The 22,913-nt window shown below is 69.6% G+C and carries 12 protein-coding genes; 11 read left to right on the forward strand and 1 reads right to left on the reverse strand.

What is annotated here, in order from left to right; all coding sequences use genetic code 11:
• The first annotated feature begins 22 nt into the window (after positions 1-22).
• The 6 genes from FRADC12_RS05665 to FRADC12_RS05685 all read left to right on the forward strand — a co-directional run bounded on the left by FRADC12_RS05665 (position 23) and on the right by FRADC12_RS05685 (position 6,668).
• A complete protein-coding gene (locus FRADC12_RS05665; RefSeq protein ID WP_045875839.1) occupies positions 23-925 on the forward strand; it encodes an alpha/beta fold hydrolase in 903 nt (300 codons plus the stop codon).
• A 126-nt stretch (positions 926-1,051) separates the two neighbouring features.
• A complete protein-coding gene (atpB, locus tag FRADC12_RS05670) occupies positions 1,052-1,882 on the forward strand; it encodes a F0F1 ATP synthase subunit A (protein ID WP_045875840.1) in 831 nt (276 codons plus the stop codon).
• Positions 1,883-1,985: 103 nt separating this feature from the next.
• Complete coding sequence (locus FRADC12_RS30915; RefSeq protein WP_157488714.1) at positions 1,986-3,854, forward strand: TniQ family protein; 1,869 nt, start codon at positions 1,986-1,988, stop codon at positions 3,852-3,854.
• Positions 3,851-4,591 (forward strand): TnsA-like heteromeric transposase endonuclease subunit, encoded by a 741-nt coding sequence (locus tag FRADC12_RS05680; protein ID WP_045875842.1) that lies wholly within the window; start codon positions 3,851-3,853, stop codon positions 4,589-4,591. Before FRADC12_RS30915 ends, FRADC12_RS05680 begins: the two co-directional genes overlap by 4 nt.
• Positions 4,588-5,268 carry a hypothetical protein gene (locus FRADC12_RS32005; RefSeq protein ID WP_198152789.1) on the forward strand — a complete coding sequence of 227 codons (681 nt, stop codon included), beginning with the start codon at positions 4,588-4,590 and terminating at the stop codon, positions 5,266-5,268. Before FRADC12_RS05680 ends, FRADC12_RS32005 begins: the two co-directional genes overlap by 4 nt.
• Positions 5,226-6,668, forward strand: a complete 1,443-nt coding sequence (locus tag FRADC12_RS05685; RefSeq protein WP_198152790.1) for a TnsB C-terminal domain-containing protein — start codon at positions 5,226-5,228, stop codon at positions 6,666-6,668. Before FRADC12_RS32005 ends, FRADC12_RS05685 begins: the two co-directional genes overlap by 43 nt.
• Positions 6,669-6,778: 110 nt before the next feature.
• On the opposite strand, the gene FRADC12_RS05690 is transcribed toward FRADC12_RS05685, so the two are convergent.
• Positions 6,779-8,623, reverse strand: coding sequence for a hypothetical protein (locus FRADC12_RS05690; RefSeq protein WP_045875092.1), 1,845 nt, complete (start codon positions 8,621-8,623; stop codon positions 6,779-6,781).
• 229 nt (positions 8,624-8,852) lie between these two features.
• Between FRADC12_RS05690 and FRADC12_RS05695 the strand changes: the two genes are divergently transcribed.
• The 5 genes from FRADC12_RS05695 to FRADC12_RS05715 all read left to right on the forward strand — a co-directional run bounded on the left by FRADC12_RS05695 (position 8,853) and on the right by FRADC12_RS05715 (position 22,625).
• A complete protein-coding gene (locus FRADC12_RS05695) occupies positions 8,853-9,629 on the forward strand; it encodes a TniB family NTP-binding protein (RefSeq protein WP_084011267.1) in 777 nt (258 codons plus the stop codon).
• Positions 9,630-9,923: 294 nt separating this feature from the next.
• On the forward strand, positions 9,924-11,309 hold the full coding sequence (locus tag FRADC12_RS05700; RefSeq protein ID WP_198152791.1) for an ISAs1 family transposase: 1,386 nt from the start codon (positions 9,924-9,926) through the stop codon (positions 11,307-11,309).
• 119 nt (positions 11,310-11,428) lie between these two features.
• Positions 11,429-13,630, forward strand: a complete 2,202-nt coding sequence (locus FRADC12_RS30920; RefSeq protein ID WP_157488716.1) for a hypothetical protein — start codon at positions 11,429-11,431, stop codon at positions 13,628-13,630.
• The gene (locus tag FRADC12_RS05710) at positions 13,627-20,331 is read left to right on the forward strand and encodes a DEAD/DEAH box helicase (protein WP_045875844.1); all 6,705 of its coding nucleotides are present in this window, start codon (positions 13,627-13,629) and stop codon (positions 20,329-20,331) included. Before FRADC12_RS30920 ends, FRADC12_RS05710 begins: the two co-directional genes overlap by 4 nt.
• Positions 20,328-22,625 (forward strand): UvrD-helicase domain-containing protein, encoded by a 2,298-nt coding sequence (locus FRADC12_RS05715; protein WP_045875845.1) that lies wholly within the window; start codon positions 20,328-20,330, stop codon positions 22,623-22,625. The genes FRADC12_RS05710 and FRADC12_RS05715 overlap by 4 nt, the downstream gene beginning before the upstream one ends.
• Positions 22,626-22,913: the final 288 nt, after the last annotated feature.

Genomic DNA, 22,913 nt, shown 5'->3' on the forward strand with positions numbered 1-22,913 from the left:
CCTTTCGTGATACAACGGTACCATGATAGCTCAGGAGGACCCGGCGGTCGGCCGGTTCCGCGGCGACAAGCAGCGTGCCAGGTTCCTCGCCGCGTACGACGCGGCCTTCGCCGCGCTGTGGCCGACGCCGTGGACGGAAGCCGACGTGGAGACCGACTTCGGCACGACCCATGTGCACCGCCACGGTCCCGACACCGGCGTGCCGGTCGTGCTCCTGCACGGCGCGAACTCGAACGCGGTCCAGTGGTATCCGTTCCTGGTCGCCCTCGCCCGGCGCCCGGTCATCGCGCTGGACACCCTCGGGGATCCTGGCCGCAGCGTGGCCCGCCGGCCTATTCACGACCCGCCGGACAGCGCCGCCTGGCTCGATCAGACCCTCGCCGGCCTCGACATCGACCGGGCGCACCTGATCGGGCACTCCTACGGCGGTTGGCTGGCCCTCAACCAGGCCCGCCACGCCCCAGACCGGGTCGTGAGCGTGACCGCGCTCGATCCGGGCGGGCTGGAGAAGGTCAGCGCCCGGTTCATCTGGATGATGTATCTGCATGGGATGGCCGGACTCGCGCCGGCACCGCTACGCCGGCGGCTCGCGGTCTGGCTGGACAACCCGGTCCTGCTCGTCCCCGAGCTCAAGAAGGTCCTGCTGACCGGCGCGCGGACGTTCCGCACCCGCCGGCCCGCGCCCGCACCGCTGTCCGACGAGGACCTGCGCGCCATCCAGACCCCGGCCCTCGTCCTGATCGGGCAACGCAGCCCCCTACTCCATCCCACCCGCGCCCAGGCCCGCGTGGCGCTCATGCCGCACGGCCACGCCGAGATCCTGCCCGGAGTCGGCCACGGACCGGGCTTCCAGCACGGCGGCGACGTCAACAATCGCCTCCTCGCCTTCCTCGATTCCACCCAGGACCGCTCTCCGCAGAACTAAAACCTCCCGCACCACGGCTCCCCTCTGGCCAAAAAGACCGCGTGGCACGGGTTCTCGTCGACGCGTAAGGCGGACGCGAGGCATCCCGCATTCTCTTATCGCCGCATCGCGGCTTTGGAGACTTCGATGACAACGCCACCCACCACTGGCGAGGGCTTCCACGCCCCAACCACGGCCGTCTTCCAACCAAGACATTGGTTCGACGTCCACCTCGGACCGATCGATTTCTATCTGAACAAGGCTACGGGACTGACAATATTCTCCGCTCTCTTTGTCGGAGTCGTCTTCTGGCTCGGGTTCCGCCGCCCGCAGATCGTTCCCCGCGGCATGCAGAATATCTGCGAAAGTATCTACGACTTCATCGACCTGCAGGTCTCCCGGGCGGTGATCGGCGAACAGGGTCGCCGTTACACCCTCTACCTGGTCGTTCTCTTCTGCTTCGTGCTGACCTGCAACCTCCTCGGGATCGTTCCCGTCGCACAGTTCCCAGCGACGTCGCGGATCGCGATCCCGATGCTGCTCGCGGCCGTCACCCTGGTGCTTTTCAACTACGCGGGCATCCGGGCCCACGGCGCACGGGGCTACTTCCTGGAAATGATCAATCCGGCGCCTATCGCGCCGCTCTGGATCAAATTCCTGCTGGCACCCCTCGAAGTGGTCCACATGCTGGTCATCCGACCGTTCACTCTCGCGGTGCGACTGTTCGCCAACATGTTCGCCGGCCACATGCTGCTGTTGATCTTCTCGCTCGGGGCCACCTATCTGCTTCCCAGGCCGCCCTACATCTTTGGCGTGACGTCGCTCCTGCTGGCGATCATTCTCACCGGGTTCGAGGCGGTGATCGCTTTTCTCCAGGCGTACGTGATAACGGTCTTGACCGCTGCCTACATTGCCGGCGCGCAGGCGTCGGCGGGGCCTACCCGCACGGTCGGCACAGCAGAGCGCGAGCCGACCTGACCTGGCGCCACGGTGTGATCCTCCCGTTGCCTCCTTTTCTTGGCCGGACGGCGCTCGGCGTGTCCGGCGGCCCGGAGCCGGGTCTATCGCGACGATTCGGATCATGTCGTCTGATCTTTCTGTTTCGGCCGCTGGTGATCGGACATGGCCCAACCCCTCAGAAACGCGGGTCGTCGGCGGACCATCGAAAACCTCGGTGCGTCGCCTCGCGGCCGTTGTCGTGCCAGCGGCAGGTGAGGCGTTCGGGTCGTGGGTAGATCGGGTCGCCGCCGACTTAGGCACATCGACAGGGAACGCGGCCAGGTGGCTGGGGGTGGAGTGCCGGGTGGGGCCGGGAGGCAGCACCATGCAGCCCCGGTTCTACGGGGTGACGTTGACCCCGGCCACGGCTGCCGGACTGGTCGCCTCGACCGGGCTGCCCAGCGTGACGTTCGAGACGATGTGTCTGTCACGGTTCGCTGGGACGGCGTTGGATTTCACCGGGTTGGACGTGGCGCGTGACGCGTCGCTGAGGCCGCTGGCGCTGCGGGAGTGGGCGCTGTTCATCGGTAGCCGCGCCTGCTCCCAGTGCCTGGCCGAGTCGAACGGGATGTGGCTGCTGTGGTGGCGGCTGGGCGTTGCTGCGGCGTGCCCCCGGCACCGGGTGCTGCTGGCGGACTGCTGTCCCCGCTGCGGGCTGCGGCTGCGTCGGGGGCACGCGAGCCGAGGAGGGGTGGCACGCCGAGGAGCGGTGGACGTGCTGCGGTGCGGCAATTCCGGCCCACACGTCGCCGAGCGAGCCGGGTGCAGCCAGCGGCTGGACCAGATCGAGGGCCGCCCGGCCACAGTCGACCTGCTCGCCGCGCAGCAGGCTGTGCTGGACGCGGCGTTCGGCGGGCCCACGACGATCGCGGGTGTCCCCGTCGGGGCCGCGGATTGGTTCCGGGGGCTGCGGTTCGCGGCGGCGCTGCACCGCGTGTTCGCGCCCGTCGACTACGTCGCCGCCTATCCAGGGATGCCGCCGGTGGCGGCTGACGCGTTCGCGACCGCAGCGCAGACCCGGTCGAGCAAAGCCGCGTTACGGGCGCGGAACCCGCCGAACGTCGGCCATGCCGCGGCAGATCTGTTGCTGGCGTTTCGGGCGCTGGCCGCCGCCGATCCCGACGCGTGCACGCAGCTGCTGATGCCGCTGGCGGCGGCAGAGGCCCAGCTGCTGAACACGTCGACCGACCAGCGGCGGCGTGACCAGATGTGGACCGTGGACTGCCCCGGGATCCTGCCGCGGCTCTGGAAGGCGATCCGCCGCTCCCGGCACCGGGTCTTCGACGCCACCGTGCGGCCAGTGCTGCGGACGCCGACTGCGGCGGGACTGGAGTTCCGCCACCTTCCCCATCTGATCGGCGCCGAGGACTACCGGCAGCTGGTCGCCTCCCGCCTTCCGGGATGCAATGAGGTGGTCGGACGGCGGCTGACGGCCGCGGCGTGCGCGCGCCTGCTCGGCGCCCGTTCCTGGCACGCGGCGACGGAGAGGCTCGGCATGCCTGGCCACGCAAAAGTCGTAGTCCAGAACGCGGGGCTGGTCCGCCGGCTGCCGGAGCCAGACGCCTTCTGGGCCGCAGCGTCGGCGGTGATGGACCGGCTGGCGGCCCGCGGGCCAGTCGACTACGCCGCCCGCCGCACAGCGCTGGCCAGCCTGGCCGAGCTCCCCCCGACCGTGGCGGAGCGGATCGACGCCAGGTCGGGGGTGCGCATCGTCCCACGGCAACGCCGGCACGCCGCCGCCTGGATCTGGGCCGAGCTGACCAGCGGTGACATCCGTGACGCCCCCGCCTATCCGGCCTGGCTGCCGGACGGGCAGCCGGTGCGCGGCGCCGCCCACCGGCTGGACGGCGCCCACCGCCGCGCGTTCGTCGCGGACCTGCCGGCGCCAGCCGCCGCAGAGCTCCGCCGCTACGGCGTCGGCCTGCTGGCCCGCCATGGGATCAGCGCATGACCCGACACCCCAGCGGCGACAGCAGGGTGAAAGTCCGCTACCTCGACGCCGGGGGCGTCGACCGGCTCGTGACGGCAGAACAGGTCGGCGAGGTCGCGTTCGAGACCTGCCCGCCGGTCCGCACGATCCCCGCCTATCACGGGCAGAAACACACCCCGGGCCGCTACTGGTCGGCCACCGCGAGCGGGCTGCTGGCCTACGAAAGCTTTCTGGAATGCCAGTGGCTGACGCTGCTGGACTTCGACGTGACGGTGACCGCGATCGCCACCCAGGCCCTGGAGCTGCACGGCAACGACACCGACGGGAAATGGCGGCACGTCCCGGACATCTTCACCCGCCGCAGCGACGGATCGGTACTCGTCGTGGACGTGAAGAACCCTCACCGACGGCACGATCCCGCGGTGGTCCGGCAAGCCGAGCGGACCGCGGTGGCCTGCGGCCGGCTGGGCTGGGCCTATGAGATGGTGACCGTCCCACCCAGGCAGCGATACGCCACCATTGCCTGGCTGGCCGGCTACCGCCGGCCGCTACGGGCCACCGCCAGCCTGGTGACGCCCGTCCTGAGCTCGGCGGCGGATCCGGTGCGGCTGGCGGACCTGCTCGCCGCGACCGGCGCGCCAGAGCTGGCCCGGCCGGTGGTCTTCCACCTCCTCTGGCACCACCGGCTGCTCTGCGACCTGGATACGCCGCTGCGCGAGCACACCCTGGTCCACGCGGCACCCCCACAGCCGTCATGACCGGGAAGACCAGGCTCGCCCTGGGCGACTGGATCACCTTCGACGACCAGCGACACCAGGTCGTCGGGTTCACCGACACCGGCATCCGGCTACGGTCACAGACCGGCCGCACGCAGCTCGTCCTCGTCGGTGCCCTGCTGGGCGATCCCAGCTTCCAAACCGAGCCGACCCCGACGACCAGCCGGCCGGCCCCGACCGCAGGCGCGGCGGACCGGGAGGCGGTGCTGCTCGGCCTGCCCGCCGCGGAAAGGGCACGGGTCGAGGAGATGGAAGCCCACCTGCTGGAAGCCGAGACCGGCTACCGATCCGGCGACCCTGCCAGCGGCAAACCTCACGTCGGCTACGACCCGGCGCACACGACGTTGAGTGAACGGATCGAGGCCAAGGCCAGCGAGCTGGGACTGACCAGCCGCAGGCTCTGGCAGCTGCGCCGGTCCTGGCAACGTGACGGGCTGATCGGCCTCGCAGACAAGCGCAAGACCCGCCCCCACGCACCGCTGGCCCGCGTCGATCCACGGATCATCACAGCCATCCGGGAGCAGGCCGCGGCCGACCGGCTGGACTCCTCAGCAACGGTCGGGAACCGGTTTCACCGCCGGACCCAGAACCGCTCGACGCCCAGCACGGGCCCGGCGTGGTCGTGCTGCCCGGCAAGGACAGCTTCCGGCGGATCGTGAACCTGCTGGTCGACAGCAGACCCAGCGATCCCGCCGCCCGGCGGATCCGCGCGGCGAATCAGCCCGACCGGACCTACGGAGCGGTGGCCGCCACCAGACCAGGCGAAGTCGTGATGATGGACACCACCGGACTCGACGTGATCGCGTACGACCCGGCTTGCAACGTCACCGTGCCGGTGGAACTCACCGTCGCCTTGGACCTGGCGACCCGGTCCCTGCTGGCCTGGCGGCTCACACCCCGTAGCACCAAAAGCGTCGACATCGGCCTGCTGCTCGCGGACGTCATGAGCCCAGAGCCGATGCGCCCGCACTGGCCCGACGCCCTGCGCTTCGCGATGCTGCGAATCCCGCACGAACGGATCCTGACCGTCGACGAACGTCTCGCCCATGCCGCGGCCCGGCCGGTGATCTACCCGGAGACGTTGCTGTTCGACCACGGCAAACCCTACAAGTCCGAGGTCGTCACCCGGGCCTGCCGACGGCTGGGTATCAGCATCCAGGACGCCAGGACATTCACCCCCACCGACAAACCTCACGTCGAGCGGGTCTTCGAGACGATCAACCGGCAGTTCTGCGAACACGTGGCCGGCTACAAAGGTTCGGACATCGCCCACCGGGGCGCGCACGTCGAGGACAGCGCCCGGTGGAGCATCGACGACCTCGCCGAACTGTTCGCCGAATATGTCGTCGCGATCTACCAGCGCCGCCACCACTCCGGTCTGATCCTGCACGGCTTCCCCGACCTGCACGCCTCCCCGAACGAGGCATACACGATGGCCATAGCCGCCGCCGGATACGTCGACTGCCCGACCGACCCGGACCTCTACTACGAGTTGCTGCCGATCGCGGACGGCAAGGGCCGCACCATCCAACCGGCCGGCGTCCGCATCGGCTACCTCACCTACAACGCGGACATCCTCTACCGCTACCGCAAGACCCGCTCGCCCTACCCGGACGGGCTCTGGCCCATCCGCCGCGATCCCCGCAACCTGCTGCACGCCTATTTCCACGACCCGGCCGACGGACGGTGGCACGTGCTGCGCTGGACCCACGCACTGGATGCCCACCAGCCGTTCACCGACCTCACCGTCCGCGAAGCCCGCCGGCTTGTCGCCCTACGCGGGCGGAACCCCGCCGACCAGGACGAGGTCGCCGTCGCTCTACTCGAACTGCAGAACCGCGTCGACGCGCCAGAAACCTGGACCCGCACCGCGCGCATCCGACAGACCCGCGACGCCCACCGCGGCCGGGCCGCTCACCGCGATGCCCAGCGAGGCAGACCGCCAACCGACGACCAGCAAGACCTCCCGCTGCGGCCCGTTCCCGAAGACGACGACCTGGACCTCGACGAACTGCCGGCCGCCGAGGTCTGGGACCCCCACCACGCCGGGACGGCCTGATGCACTTCGCGCACCCGGGCCTCGCCGAACCCCGCACCAAAGAGGAATGGCGCGCCTACCTCGACGCCGCCCCACCCGCAATGCCAGTGAAACTCTCTTGATCGCGTGGGTCAGGCTGCCATGGCTGGCTGAGTGTGGTCACGTTCGGTGACATCGGGAAGCGTGAGTGTTGGGGCCGCCGTGGTGAGGGTGTCGGTGATCGGTCCGCAGATCCGGGTCTCGTAGACGACCTTGCGGGTGGTGAGGCCGGGTCCGGCGTGGGGGAACTCCGAGACGCTCTTCGCCCGGCGTTCGCGGGTGCGGTTGCGGTCGGGGGTGTTGCGCCGCCGGCTGAGTGCGCTGTGGATGGCGGCGAGCCGGTGTGCGACGACCTCGTCGGGCAGGCCGGGGGTCGCCGCGCCGAGGTGGCGGGTGAGCGCGAGCACCGTGGCCTTGGTGGACAGTTCCCGGGCCAGGACCGGCTGCCCGGCGCGGGCGCCGCGCTGGGCGGGGGTGGCCTGCGCGGCGGCGCTGCGCTGCACCGCGCGCAGGAGAGCCGCCCCGAGCAGGAGAGCGGGGATCTCCTGGTCGACCTCGAACGGGTCGGTGGCGCGCAGCATCGGCCCGGCTCCGGGTCCGGAGTCGTTCAGGGTGGCCTTGGTCTCGCGGATCGGGGTCTCGGTCGCGCCCCATCGGGCCCGGTAGCCGGCGGTGAGAGCGAGCGCGGGCAGCGCGGCGGGGTCGGTGATGTTCGTGGCCACGGCGAACGTCTCACCGGTGTGGACGCCGTCGGCGAACACGTCCCACTCGACGTCGCGCCAGCCGTGCAGCACGTCGTCGGTGCCGAGGTCGACGAGCGCCGAGCCGTCGGGCAGCCACGTGTCGACGTCGACGGTGATCCCGGCGCGCAGCCGCACCGCGAGGTTCATCCCGGCGCCGGTCAGCCGCCTCAGCCGCTCGGCGCCGGGGAAGTTACGGTCCCCGACGTGCAGGAGCCCAGGGTGACAGATCGCCGGGGTGGCGGTCGCGACCTGCTCGAGCAGCGTCTGCTCACCGGCGTCCTTCGCGCCCGAGGACGGGCCGTGGGCGTAGCCGAGCGGGGTCTTCGTCCCAGCGTCGACGTCGATCAGAAGGCGGACGTGCGGGAACGGCGCCGGGTCGGTGCCCGCCCCGAAGCGCTCCCGGTTCGCCGCCGTGTCGGGCAGCCGCAGGAGGGTCCCGTCGAAGCCGGCGACCCGGAACGCTCCCGCGGCCAGCGCCTGTGGGTCGTGCGGGTCGAGGAGCTCCGCGCGCAGCACCACCAGGACCGCCTCGCACACCGCGGCGACCACCACCCCCGGCACGCCGCGCCGCGCCCGGGAGAACGCCGGCCCGCCGGGCGTGGCGGAGCAGCGGGTGAACGGGACGTCCGCGACCGGCGCGAACAACGCCGCCAGCACGTCGTCCCACCCGGTGCCCGCCATCCACGACCCCAGGACCAGCGCCCGCACGACGACCCCCCGGGTCAACGCCAACGCCGTCTCCTGCCCGCGCACGGCGTCATCAGGTGCGGCGTCGTCGCTGCCGGGCGGTGTCGTCGCCTGGAACTGGGTGAACGCCTCGGCGATCAGCCGGTCGAGCGCGCCGGGGCCGAGCCGCCGGTCGAGCTCGGCCTCCGCCGCTCCCAGCGACACGTGGTCCGCCGCCCGGCCCGACAGGGCCAGATCCCCGTTGTCGTAGGCCCTGAGCGTCCCGGCCAGCACCGGCCGGTAGACGATCACCTGGTCGCCGTGGCGGGCCGGGAGCGCGCCCTCAGCCAGCGTGAGCAGGCCGCGGCGGTCGCGGGCCGGCGCCCGGCCGCCGCCGCGGCGCCCGGCCGTGCGAACCGGCCCCGCGGCCAGGTCCTCGGCACGCACCGCCAGCAGCCCGGCACCGACCCGGCCGAAGGCCACCCCGGGCAGCGCGACCGACGGGACGACAGGATAGAAACAGGACACGGCGGACTCCGGGTCAGGGAACTGGCTTCGACACCCTTCACCTCACCCGGAGATCCGCTCAAACCCCGCAATCCGGGCACTCCCAGCACCCAAATCCTCCGCTCCGGCGACCTCCCACCCCACCCCCGACCGTCACCCAACGTCACCGCTAGCTCAGGCGCGGCCGGGTACCTCACACCTCGCGATCAAGCGCCTTACAACGGCATTGGCCCCACCCGTCCCGCCGGCGATGCCCACCCACGCCGACTACCAGCGGATGCACCCTGACCAGCGCACCCTGCTCGACGAAGCCCGAGAGGACTACCACAGCGCGCTGGTCATCGTGCGCACCGAGCAGATGAAACGCATTCACCACCAGATCTACCGCCGGATGCGGACCAATGCCCGCCAAGCCGCCGGCGCCCGCCGCGGCATCGTCCTGGACGGCCCAGCGACCGTCGGCAAGTCCACCCTGGTCAAAATGTTCGCCGCCGACCTCGAACACAGCCTGCGCCGCCGGCATCCGGACCGCTTCGGCCCCGACGGCCTGCCCTACATCGTCGACGGCTACACGGTCGACTACACCCCGGTCGTCTACCTCAACATCCCCTCCCAGGCCACCCCGAAAGACCTTTCCGTCCTGCTCGCCGACTACCTCGGCCACCCACATTCCAACCACGCCACCAAGAACGAGATCACCAAGGCCGTACTGGACGCGATGCGGCTCTGCGGAGTCGAACTCGTCATCATCGACGACATCCACTTCCTCGACCTGTCAGCACGCGAAGGAAAGGTCGTCAACGACCACCTGAAATACCTGGCCAACCACACCGCCGCCACCTTCGTCTACACAGGTGTCGACCTGAACACCTCCGGGCTGTTCCTCGAAGGCCACGGCAGCAGTCGCGCCACCCAGACCCACGGCGTACCGCAAAGTCAGTTGTCGCAGGTCAAGGCCAGTTTTCGGCACTGCGCCATGGCGGGAGGATCCTGCCGCCGCCTTGATCTTATGATCTTGGTTTGGTGACTGTCCGTCGCTGACGGCGCCAGGCGCGGGCGGCTCGCGGCCCCCTGAGCTAATGACTGACAGTGACACCGGTGAGGTCGGGTCTGTCCGGGAGATGCCGGGTTGTCACGTTCGGCGTGCCGGCGGGGAGAAGGGCAACGGGGCGCGGTTAGGACAGGGGCTTCCTAGGTCCGATGTCCGCCGGAGGCCCCGTTGCCCGTCCAGTCTCGCATGCCCGTCTCGCGGAGCTCCCGGTCGACGGCGGCCCCTCGACGTCCCGCCCGTAGGGCGGCGACCGCGGCGAGGAAGGCTGTGGTGACGGCGGCTCGGTCCGAGGTGGCGAGGGCGCTGGCCGCGGCCGAACGCGAGGAGACCCTGGCTCGCGCGCAGGTGACAGTGAATGCGCTGGTCGCGCGGGCGGTGGCGGTGCGGGCACTGGCGGGCGGGTCGCTGCTCGAGGCGTTCGCGTCGGTGGTCGACCCGCGTCACCCGCGCGGGGTGCGCCACGCGCTCCCGGTGATCCTGACGTTGTGCGTGGGGGCGGTGCTGCGTGGGGAGACCGAGGTCCTCGACGTGGCGGTCGCGGTCGAGCACGCCGACCAGGTGCTGCTCGCCGCGTGCGGCGCCCGGACCTCGCCGACGACCGGCCTGTTCGAGGCCCCGTCGCAGGACACGGTGCTGCGCGTGCTCGCGAAGCTGAGCGCGGCATCCCTGGACGAGACCGTCGGGGCCCACCTGTCCGGCCGCGTGCGCCGCGTCCACGGCGAACGCCCCGACCCCGACGACCCTGCCGGCCCGGACGGGAACGGGCAACCGGCGCACGCGGGCCGGGCGGGGCGGCGGCGTGAGCAGCGCGCCGCGCGGCGTGCGTTCGCCGCGGACGGCAAGGCGCTGCGCGGCGCCGCGCGCGACGGGACGCGCACGTACCTGCTCTCGGTGGCGACCCACGACGAGGGCGTCGTCGTCGCCCAGCACGAGATCGGCGAGAAGACCAACGAGGTCCCCGCCCTGGTCCCGCTACTGAAGGCCCTGGACGCCTACCAGCCCCTGGCCGGCGCCGTGATCACTGTCGATGCCGGCCACACCGTACGCGCGCACGGCAGGGCGATCCGCGCGCTCGGCGCGCACTTCGTGTTCACCGTCAAACTCAACACCCCGGCACTCAATGCCGACTGCGAGGCCGCCGCGGACTGGAACAACCTGCCCGTCGAGCACGCGGCCGAGACCCACGGCCACGGACGCGAGGAACTGCGCACGATCCGCCGCGCTCCGGCGACCGCCGAGATCCGCGCCCGCCACCCGGGCGCCCGCACCGTCGCGCTCATCGAGCGCTACGCCACCCACACCGTCCACAAGGGCAAGGGCGCCAGGCGGGTCACGCAGACCGTGACCACCGCGGTGTCGGTGTTCGTCATCACCAGCCTGGAACCCGACGAGGTCACCGCCGAGGAACTCGCGGGCTACGTGAAGGGCCACTGGGCCATCGAGAGCAAGGTCCACTATGTCCGTGACGTCACCTACCGTGAGGACGCCTCTCAGGTGAGGACCGGTGACCTCCCCCGAGTCATGGCCACGCTCCGTAACACAGCGATCAGCCTGATCCGGCTCGCCGGCCACAAGGCGATCAAGCCCACCATTCGGCGGCTCAAGCACGACACAGCCCTACTCCTGAACGTCCTCGGCCTCAAACACCCCGCCTGACCAGCACAGACAGACTTTGCGGTACGCCGTGCGACATCCCCGACGACACAATCTTCAAGGATGTCACCACCCTCGACCGGCTCAAGGACTACGAGGCAGCCCTTCCCAGCCTCATGGGCATGGGCCTCGGTGACCCCGAGGAGCGCTTCCCCTGGCTACATGTCGTCGAGGACATCGCCAACCGGGAAGGGTTCCTTCACTGGGAATTGGAGTTCGCTCACGTCTTCAACGACGCAGGCGGATTCGAAATTCAAGTTGGCAATCCACCGTGGTTTCCACCGCGGTGGAAAGAAGATGCTGTCCTTGCAGAGTTCCAACCCTGGTTCGAAACCGAGGAAGAGCCATCCGAAAGCGATAGGGTGCTCCGCCGCACAGAACTGCTAAGCCAGCCGCTAGTGCGTAGATATTTTCTCGATCAGCTGACAAAAAATGGCGCGGTAGTCGCATTTCTTGGGTCATCTCAGATCTATCCACTCGTGACGGGCACGAAGCCCGACCTGTACCGGGCTTTTATGTGCCAGGTTTGGACGCATACCACGACATCGGGTGTCATTGGAATGCTCCATCCAAGCACCCATTTGACGGGAAACAGTGAAGCGAGACTGCGCGAGTCTTCTTACCAACGACTGCGCGTCCACGCAGACTTCGTCAACGCAGGGCAACGCTTTTTCCCGGAACCTGTAGGCCATTCGCGCCATTTTAGCGTCAACGTCTACGGTGCACCGCAAGAGGTGAGCTTCGATCACTTCTCATGGCTGGTCTCGGTTGAGGCCTTGCGCCTGTCGAATGGGCACGATGGTTCCGGCGAACTCCCTGGGGTGCGCTACCAGAATGCAGAGTTCGACGAGCGTCCGCATCGGTCGCGAATCGTGCACGTCACGCCCGCTACCCTTCAGGTATGGCAACGGCTTCGGAACGACATCGATCGACCATACGGCGAGGCTCGCCTGCTATTTCCAGTAAGCACCGGCGAGGCGGATGCTATCGCTGCGTTGGCTGACTTCCCGGTTCGACTGGGTGACTTCTCGCCTCCAATTTCCGATGGATTCAATGAGGGTGACGCGAAGAAAGTACTATTGATTGACTACAAACGAGAGATCGCGGACTCGCCCCCCGATGGCAGCCCGAAACAAGTCGGATGGGATGACGTTATCCTCAAGGGGATCCAGTTGGGTCCTGCCACGCCTATCTTCAAGCGCCACGACGCGAACACTAATGATGCCTACGGTCTAGATCTTGTCGAAATCCCTGACAATTTTGTGCCTGACACCCAGTATGAAGTAATTGATGGCAATCGGGCGAAATTCGATACTGCCGTCAACCAAGACTGTTGGGTTGACTACAGACTGCTATCGACAATGCGGGATGATGGCGTTACGGTAAGCAACCTTCGAGACGAGATCGCGTTGGACTCTGGCGTCTCGGAAATCGAAGCCTCTCAGGTCATTGAAGCGAGACTGACAGAAGCTGCGATCCGCCCGTACACATCGTTCTACAGGCTAGCCTGGCGTAACCAAGTCGCCTCTGATACCGAGCGCGCACTCTACGCGGCTCTCATTCCACCCGGTCCGACGCACGTCGATGGTATCCGCACGACGGCGCTGTCGACACTGCGACAGACTGCGCTCCTTGCGGGTTTCTGGACCTCCATTCCGCTGGATTACTTCCTTCGAGCAACCGGGCGTCGCCACCTGCACGTCAATGACGCTATAGTTATGCCGGCCCCTGATCGGATTCATCCACTGGCCTCGGGTTTGCTACTCCGAACTCTTCGATTGAACTGTCTAACGACAGCCTACGTCGACATTTGGACGGAGCTATATGACGAGGCTTGGTCCGGGGAATGCTGGGCATTTGAATGGCTTGGGATGCCCGCCCTGCAAGAAGTCGCTCCGACCTGGACCCGTAATACCCCCTTGCGGACTGAACGTGCTCGCCGATCGGCGCTCGTTGAGATCGACGCACTAGTTTCCGTCTGGCTCGGAATGGACGCAGACGCGCTTATCGGCGCCTACCGCGGCAGATTTCCCGTGCTGCAGAAATTTGAGGCAGCTACCTGGTTCGATGCGCATGGATGGAAGATATCAAGTGACTCGCGGACCAAGGGGCAACGGCAGTCAGAAGATAGTTGGATGAAATTCGAGAACTATCTCGAGAGCCAGAGCCACCAGGACGCTCCAACGGGATACACAGCCCCCTTCTACAAAGCAGACCGTGAGACGGAGATGCGCGCGGCGCACGCGGTGTTCCAGAAGCGGTTGGATGACGCGGTCGTGCGGGGTGAGTGGGACCCGGAGAAGCGTGAGGTGCCGGCGCGGTGAGGCCGACGCTGGAGGCTCGGGGGCTGAAGGAGAGCCTGCTGCAGTACCTGACGACCACGTACGCGCTGGCGGACGAGGGAGTGCGGGAGGCGCTGCATCGGTTCCTGGGCGATGAGGCCTCGGGGATGTTCCGGGGCCCGTTCCTGCGGATCCGGACGCCGTTCGCGCAGGCCAGTCCAGGTTGGGAGCAGCACCTGGAGTGGCGGCCGGACGGCTTCAGGCCGTACGCGCACCAGGCGGCGGCGTTCGCGCGGCTGACGTCGGCGCACGGACACGTGCCGGAGCCGACACTGGTGACGACGGGTACCGGGTCGGGGAAGACGGAGTCGTTCCTGTACCCGGTGCTGGATCACTGTCGCCGCGAGCGTGCCGCCGGCAAGGCCGGGGTGAAGGCCGTGTTCCTGTATCCAATGAACGCGTTGGCAACCGACCAGGCGAACCGGATCAACGGGCTTCTCAAGGTTCATGACGCGGACCTGAGCCGGGTGTGGGCCGGCCTGTATATCGGTGACAAGGCCGCGGTGACCTACGACCGGGTGCTCACGAGCAGGTCGGATATGCGGCTGTCGCCGCCGGACATTCTGATCACGAACTACAAGATGTTGGACCTGATGCTGCACCGTGGCGAGGACGTGGCGCTGTGGGCGGGCGCGGACATCCGCTACGTGGTGGTGGACGAGTTCCACACCTACGACGGGGCCCAGGGCACGGACGTGGCGATGTTGCTGCGCCGGCTCGCCTCGGCGGTGGGCGCGGCGGAGCCGGGCCGGCCGCTGGGGGCGATGTGCCCGGTGGCGACGTCCGCGACGCTGTCGTCAACCGGCGAGGCCGGCCTGCGCGACCTGCTCGACGTGGCAGGCCAGGTGTTCGGCGCCGAGCTCACCGCGGACGCGGTGATCGGGGAGAACCGGCAGTCGGTGGACGTGTTCATTCCGGCGGGTGAGCTGGATCACCAGCCGTTGCCGACGCCGGAGGAGCTGCTTGCGTTGCCGGACCCGGCGACGAGCGACGATGGCCTGGCTCGGCTGGCCGTGGCGGTGACCGGCGAGGTGGACCTGGATCCGTTCGCGCTGGCGGAGCGGCTGCGTCGACATCTGCTCACTCGGGCGGTGTTGATCGCGCTCGGGGACGAGGTGCGGACAGGTCCGGAGGTTCTGGACCTGATGTGGCGGCACGGCGCGTCGAACTGGTCGGAGGCGGTGATGCGCCGGCCGGAGAAGGCGGCCGAGGCGCTGGCGCGGTTCGTCGCCCTGCTGTCGTGGGCTCGCGATCCGGCGTCGCGGGGCGAGACGACGGCGCGGCCGTTTGTGCATGTCGAGGCGCACCAGTGGGCTCGGTCGGTGTCGCGGCTGCTGCGCGGGGTGCTGCCGTGGCCGCGGGCGGAGTTCCGGTGGGACGTGGCCGGCTCGACGGCAGCGGTACCGGACGATGGCGGCCGGGTGACGCCGACCGCGACGACGACGGCGGGGCAGGCCGCGAACGTGTTCCTGCCGGCCGTCTACTGCCGGGCGTGTGGCCGGTCGGGCTGGGCGGTGTTCTCGCCGGAGAGCGACGACACGGTCATCGAGTTCGACACCTTCAAGATCCGTCGGGCGTCGGCCGGGCCGGACAAGCTGCGGGTCCGGGCCCTGATCGCGGCGACCGAAGAGGAGGCCGCGGCGGGCGCACGGGCCGGCCTGCCCGGTGCGCGCCTCAGTGGCTCGGCACTCCAGACGGTCGGCGGGGAGGTGCAGGTCCTGGAGACGGTCACGCAGCGGCTGCGCCTACCCGTTCTCGAACGGGACTACGACCCTGAGACCCAAACGCCGCGGCCGGCGCCGGACAGCGCGTTCGTGCTGGTGCAGTTGGGGGCTTCGGCGAACACGGCTGCCGAGCAGGACTGGTGCCCGGCGTGTGGCGAGCGCAACGCGATCCGGTTCTTGGGCACCGGCCCGGCTGCGATCGCCGCCGCGTCGATCACGCAGTTGTTCACGGCAGGGGAGTTGGACCGATCGCTGCGCGAGGACAAGACGTTGATGTTCAACGACTCGGTCCAGGACGCGGCGCACCGGGCCGGGTTCGTGGCGACCCGGTCGTTCACGTTCTCGCTGCGCGCGCTGCTGGTCAGCCGGCTGTCGCAGGACGGGCCGACAGCGCTCAACGACCTGATCGCCGATGTGATCACGGCGGTTGATGAGGCGCCGGCCGAGGACAAGACGCTGTCGGCCGTGGTCCCGCCGGACCTGCATGGGCTGCGCCCGGTGGAGCGGCTGTTGTCCGGCAAGGGCGGCGACCGGGCGACGTGGGATCTGATCGGGCAGCGGCTCGCGTTCGACACGCTGATGGAGTTCGGGTTCCGCTCCCGCAACGGCCGCACCCTGGAGCTGACCCGCACCGCCGCGGCGCACGTCCACATCCCGGATCCGGCCGGCGCGGTCGCGCTGACCCGCGAGATCCACCGCGGGCTCGGTCGAGAGGACATGCCGGTCCGGGAACAGGACGACGCTCGGTACCTGGCGCTGCTGCGGGTGTTCCTGGAACGTCTGCGTACCCGCGGCGCGGTGGCGCACCAGTGGCTGGGCGGCTACCTCGACGAGGCGGGGACGAACCGCTACCAGGTCTGGGGCGGCCGGCCGCTTGGTATGCGGGCGTTCCCACGCGGGATCGCCGCGCCGAAGTTCCTGCTGGCGAAGCCCAAGAACCGCAGCGAGTTCGACGTCGCCACCGGCCGGCTGTCCTGGTACGAGCGGTGGGCGCAGCGCTGCCTGGAGGTGACCCGCGACCAGGCCGGCGACTTCTGGGGAGAGCTGCTGCCCTTGCTCGTCCGTGCCGGGCTGCTCGCGGTGCACACGCCGCTGGACACGTCGGGGCGCATCTACGGCCTGTTGCCCGGGATCATCGACGCGGAGCTGCTCACAGACGAGGAGGTACAGGTCGCCTTCGTGCGCTGCCCGGTGTGTTTTTGGGAGCAGACGGTGCATCCGGCGCTGCTCGACCAGTGGCGTGGCCAGCCGTGCCCGTCCTACCGGTGCCGCAGCGGCCGGCTCGTCGCCGGTGACCAGCCGGACGGGCTCGGCCGGCACCATCGCGACCGTGACTACACCCAGGACTACTACCGGCGTCTTTACCGGACGGCCGGCCCCTACCATGTGATCACTGCCGAGCACACCGGGATGCTGACCCGCTCGCAGCGGGAGAAGGTTGAGAAGGCGTTCCGCGACGGCGTCGGGTTCAAGGCGCCGAACGTGCTGTCGTGCACGCCGACGCTGGAGCTCGGCATCGACGTAGGCGATCTGTCGGCGGTGGTGCTGGCCGCATTGCCGCGCCGGCCGGCGAACTACGCCCAGCAGGTTGGCCGGGCCGGGCGTCGGACCGGCAACGCGTTCCTGCTGACGATCCTCGACCGGCAGCGGCGTGACCTGTACTTCCTGGACCAGCCGAAGGACATGATCGCCGGGACGATCGTTCCGCCGGGCTGCTACCTGTCCGCGGTGGAGATCCTGCGCCGTCAGTACCTGGCGCACCTGCTGGACCTGGCTGCCGCCGGCAGGCTGCTGCGGCCGGACGAGGTGCCGTTGCGTCCGCTGCCGGCGCGGGCGCCGAAGCTGTTCGGCCCGTCGGGCTACCTCGTCGATCTGGTGGCCGCCGCGCTCGCCCACGGCGCCGAGCTCGCCGACCGCTTCCTCGGCCTGTTCCCTGCCGGTGTCAGCGAGCAGGTTCAGGCCGAGCTACGCGAGTACGCGACCGACGGGCTCGCCAGCGCGGTCGAGGCAGCCGAGCGGGAGTGGCGCGGCAAGGAGGAGGCGCTACGGGCCCGGCTGCGCGCGATCGGCGAGGCCCGCGACGAGCTGCACGACACCAACGACGAGCAGGCCGCGCTGAAGGCCGAACTGGACGCCGAGCACCGCGGCGTCGGTCGCCGGCTGCTCGACCTCGGCCAGACCCCGGCCTCGAACGCGCTGTGCGATCTGGGGCTGCTGCCGAACTATGCGCTGATCGACACGGCGACCACGCTGTCGGCGACGCTGTACGGCCCGGAAAGCGTCGATCCGGTTACCGGCAAGACCCGCTTCACCTCGAACACGGTCGAGTACGAACGACCGCGGCGGCTCGCTCTGTCGGAGCTGGCGCCGGGCAACAGCTTCTACGTCAACGGCTACCGCCACCAGGTCACCGGACTGGAGATCGCCACCGACGGACGCCGGGACTGGCTGCGGTGGCGGTTCTGCCCCGAATGCGGCTACGTCCGCACCGACAACGCCGCCGAGGATCGCTCTGCGTGCCCGCGGTGCGGCTCGGTCCACATCGCCGACGACGGCTCGTGCCTGTTCCAGGTGGTCGAGCCGGTGACCGTCACCTCCCGCGACAAGCAGGAGGACGCCCGGATCAGCGACGACCACGACGAGCGCGAGCAGCGCTTCTACACCGAGGTCGACGCCGTCGACTTTCCCGCCGAGCGGATCGAACCCGGGTCGTGGCGGCACGCCCACCAGACCTTCGGTGTCGACTACTGCCGCACGGCGATGATCCGTAGAGTCAACGTCGGCCCGATGCGTTTCGATGCCCAGGCCCGTGACCACTTCGCCGGCCACCAGCTGCGCCTCGCACCGTTCCACGTGTGCACCGGCTGCGGCGCGGCGACTGCTGACGGCCAGCCGGTGTTCAACCCGCACTCCGACGCGCTGTCCGCGTCGGCGGCGCGCGACCCGGCGTTGCGCCATCACCGACCGTGGTGTCCGTTGCGCCGTGGCAAGCGTGACGCCGGCGTCACCCAGGAGCCGGTGCTGCTCGCCCATCAACTGCGCACCGAGGCATTGCGGGTCCTTCTGCCGGTGGCCAGCGCCGACATCGACGAGCGCGTCGAATCGCTGCGCGCCGCGTTGCGGATGGGCGTCGACCTGCACTTCGGCGGCGACCCGCAACACCTGGCGACCACAGTCGCGTCCATGCCCGACCGGGCCACCGGCGAGCGCCGCTGGTTCCTCGTCCTGTTCGACTCGCTGCCCGGCGGCACCGGCTACCTCGACCGCCTCACCGCGCCCGACGCGATGCGCGACACCCTGCGCGCCGCCTACAACGCGCTACTCGCCTGCCCGTGCGCCGAGGAGCAGCGCCGCGCCTGCCACCGCTGCCTGCACCGCTACACCCCCGAACGCCGACAGGACGTCGTCGCTCGCCAGGCCGCGCTGGCGATGCTCGAGCCGCTGCTGTTCGACACCAACGGCGACGACGGCTGGGAGGTCACCGCCATCGAGGACACCGGGACCGTCGGCCTCGACCAGCAGGTCGAGTCCGACCTGGAGGCCCGGTTCCTCGCCACACTGCGGACCTGGGCGCGGATCGCCGACGACGTCGCGCTCGACGAAGAGGGCCACGCCAGCGGGCATCTGCGGTTCACCGCCGGCGACGACGTCGTCCACTGGCGGCTCACTGCCCAGGAGGCAGTCGACGGCACCAGGCCGGACTTCACGTTCACCCGCGTCGACGGGCCAAGACAAAAAGTCCACGTCTATCTCGAAGGCTTCCGGTTCCACGCCACCCGCGCGCATAACCGGATCGCCGGCGACGCGGCGAAACGCGCCCGGCTGCGCGCCCGCCGCGAGGTCGTCTTCCAGATCACCTGGGACGACCTTGACCTGTTCGGGGGCAGTCGGGACGCGGTGCCGGTGTGGCCGCCCTACGGCGGGCAGGCCGAGGAGGCGGCCCGGGAGGCCTACGAGCAGCTTGGCGGCCAGCGCGCCCAGCTTGCGCCCGCGGTGTTCACCAATCCGATCGCGAGCCTGATCGCGTACCTGAGGGCTCCGGCCCCGACCCGCTGGCTCCGCTTGGCCAACGCGATGGCCATGGGTCTGCTCCGCGCCTCCGGCACCGATCCGGTCGTCAATACCGGTCTACCCAAAGACGTCGCCCGCGCGGTTGGCGGCGAGCTGCGCGCGCTGGCCGGCGACGCCGGGCGGACCGCAGCAGTGCCCGACGGACCGCCCGGGCACCTGGTCGTGTTCCGCGCACGCGACGCGGCCGGGCTACCGCTCGTCGTCATCCTCGACATGTCGGAGCCGGAGGCGCTGCGCTGGTCCGTGCTCGCCGTCCTCGACGACCGCGACGCCGCGCTCGACGATCCTGACCACCGGAAGCGCTGGCGGGCCTGGCTCTACTGGACGAACCTCACCCAGTTCCTCGCCGTCGGCGACGGCGACGGCGTCCAACTCGCCACCAGCGAGGCCGCCGACTTCCCCGTGGAAGTCCTCCGCGCCTGCGACGGCACCGGCGAGCTCGATTCCCTGTCCGGAGTCCCCGCCCCGGCCTTCCCACCGCCCGCCGTGGTCCCGAGCCCGCCTGGCCCGGTGGACACCCCAACCGGTGCTGACGGCGCCAGCGCGCCGACAGATCCCGGGTGGGCCGAGATCCTGGAGATCCTGCGCGACGACCCAGCCGACAACCCCGACCTGCTCCGCCTTGCCGAAGCCCTCGCCGGCGGCAGCGCTCCGGCTCCCGTCTTCGGCTACGAGCTGGGCGCGGGCGGCTGGCTTGCTGACTTCGGCTGGGACGGGCCGGCCAAGGCCGCCGTCGTCACACCCCACGAGCCGGGCGACGACGAAGGAGAGCGGCGCGACGCCGCGTACCTCGTTGCCGGCTGGACGGTGGACACCGCCGCCGGATGGCTCGAGCACCTCGATGACCTGCGCACGCTGCTCCTCCCGGACCCGGAAGGCGCCCGATGACCGCCCGCGTCACCATGTACCGCAAGGCCGAAGAGGAGCTGTACAAGCTCAGCCAGAAGGCGAAGGCGGACTACTTCAACTTCTGCCACCACTTCCGCGCCAACCCCGACCACCCCGGCCTCGACCTCAAGCCACTCAAGGGCCATACCCACGTCTACCGGGCGAAGGTCGGCCCCGACCACCGGGCGCTGCTGCTGCGCGCCGGCGTCGACGGGGACGGCACGCAGAACTGGCTGGTCATCGCCGTCCGGGATCGCAAGGACGTCTACGACGGGCTCAAGGTCGACATCAACCGGGTCACCGGCGAGATCGAATGCGTCGACCTCACCGTCCTGGGCGACAGCAGCGTCCGCCGCGCCGGCATCACCAGCGCCGCCGTGAACGGACTCGACGACGGCCCCGCCGGGACCAGCGCCCAAGGCACGGCTGTTGTGTCGGAAGCGGCTCCGGTGAGCACCGAGCCCACGAAGCCGTTGCTCGTCGACTACGACGCCGAGCTTCTGCTCGGCCTCGGCGTCGCCGAGGCGCTGGTCGAGCTGGCCCTCGTCGTCACCACCGACGCCGAGCTGGACCTACTGGTCGCCGGCGCCCCGCCGCTGTCGAAGGACATCCTCTACGCGCTCGCCGCGGGTATGACCCCCGACGAAGTTCGCACCGAGATCACCGCCCCGGTCCGCCTCGACGATGAACCTGACCTCACCGACCTCGCCACCGCGCTACGGCGCACCCAGGTCACCGCGGTAGACGAGACCCTCCAACACGCCATCGAGGAAGGCGACTTCCGCGCCTGGAAAGTCTTCCTGCACCCCACCCAGCGCCGCGTCGCCCACGCTCACTACCGCGGCCCCGCTCGTGTCTCCGGCGGCCCGGGAACCGGCAAGACCATCGTCGCGCTCCACCGCGTCAAGCACCTCGCAGAGAAGCTTCCGCCCGGCAACGACAAGCCAATCCTGCTCACCACCTACACCGCGAACCTCGCCACCGACCTGAGGATGCGCCTCGCGTCGTTGGTCGAGCCGGCGCTGCTCGCCCGCATCGACGTCATCCACATCGACCAGCTCGCCGCCCGCGTCCTCGGCGAGAACACCTCCGCCCAGCACCGCAAGAAGCGCGTCAGCGACCAGGTCGCCGCCAGTGAGCTTCGCCAGCTCCTCGCCGAACTCGGCGAGACCGGCTGGGAGGCGCCGTTCCTGTTCGACGAATGGGACCAAGTCGTCCTCGGCCAGTCCGTCACCACCCGCGCCGAATACTTCATAGTTCGCCGCGCCGGCCGGGGAACGGCCCTCACCCGACTCGAACGCAACCAGGTCTGGAAACTCGTCGAACAGTTCACGGCCCGCCTCGACAAGCTGGGCATCGAAACCTGGGGCCAGGCTGCCGAACGCGCCGCGCGCTACGAGACCGACCGCGCCCGCCGCATCGCCGAACGCGCCACCTCACCCGCAGACGACGACAGCTCCGGGCGGCGCAACCTGACCTGGCGCTATCGCCACATCGTCGTCGACGAGGCCCAAGATCTCCGCTCCGCGCACTGGAAAATGCTGCGCGCCATGGCCGACCTCACCAGCCCGAACGACCTGTTCATCGCCGGCGATACTCACCAGCGGATCTACGACCACCACGTCACCCTCGGCCCGCTCGGCATCAACATCCGAGGCCGCTCCACCCGCCTCACCCTCAGCTACCGCAGCACCCGCGAAATCCTCGAATGGGCCCAGCACATCGTCGATCCCGCCCACACCACGTACGACGACCTCGACGACGGCACCGACACTCTCTCCGGCTACCGGTCGATCCTCCGCGGCCTCGTACCCGAGGTGCAGAAGTACAAGTCCTGGGATAAGGAACTCGGCGGCCTCGTCGACACCCTCTCCATGTGGCGGGCCGAACTCGCTGCCCTCAACCTCGATCCCACGGGTCGCATCGCCGTCTGTGTCGCCGACCGGGAACGCGTCGCCGAAGCCATCCACCACCTCACGGGAGAGGGCCTCACCTGCGCCGAACTCACCAAGGATGGCCCGCAGGGCGACGGCGAGATCCACATCGGCACCATGCACCGCTTCAAAGGCCTCGAGTACCAGAAACTCGCGATCATCGCCGTGTCGGCCGGCGTCATCCCCCGAGCCGCCGTCGACCGCTACAAGACCGACGACCCCGCCCGCTACGCGCAGGAACTCCGCAAGGCCCGCTCCCTGCTCTTCGTCGCCGCCACCCGAGCCCGCGACACCCTCGTCGTCAGTTACAACGTAACCGCCAGCCCTTTCCTGCCTTCCCGAACGGAGGACACCGGGTGAGCCAGGGGCAGCGGCACCAGAGCGGAGAGGCGGCATCGGCTCGCCCGTCGACGTGAGCGCAGTCGTCGAGGTTTCCACGGACCGCCCGGCCTCGACATCACGAATGGCCCCATCCGAGTCCCCTTCGACTGCGCGCCATTAATGCGCCGCTAGAGCGGGCGAGGTCCGCCCGAAATGCCTGAAGTGTTCCCACCGAACAACCACTGCAGACTGACGCTGTACCCAAAGCCGACCGCCAGTCCACCCCCGACAACGGAGCCGCAGCGACGAAACCGTACGATGGATCGT

Origin of the sequence: Pseudofrankia sp. DC12 (assembly GCF_000966285.1) — a bacterium.
Classification (GTDB): domain Bacteria; phylum Actinomycetota; class Actinomycetes; order Frankiales; family Frankiaceae; genus Pseudofrankia.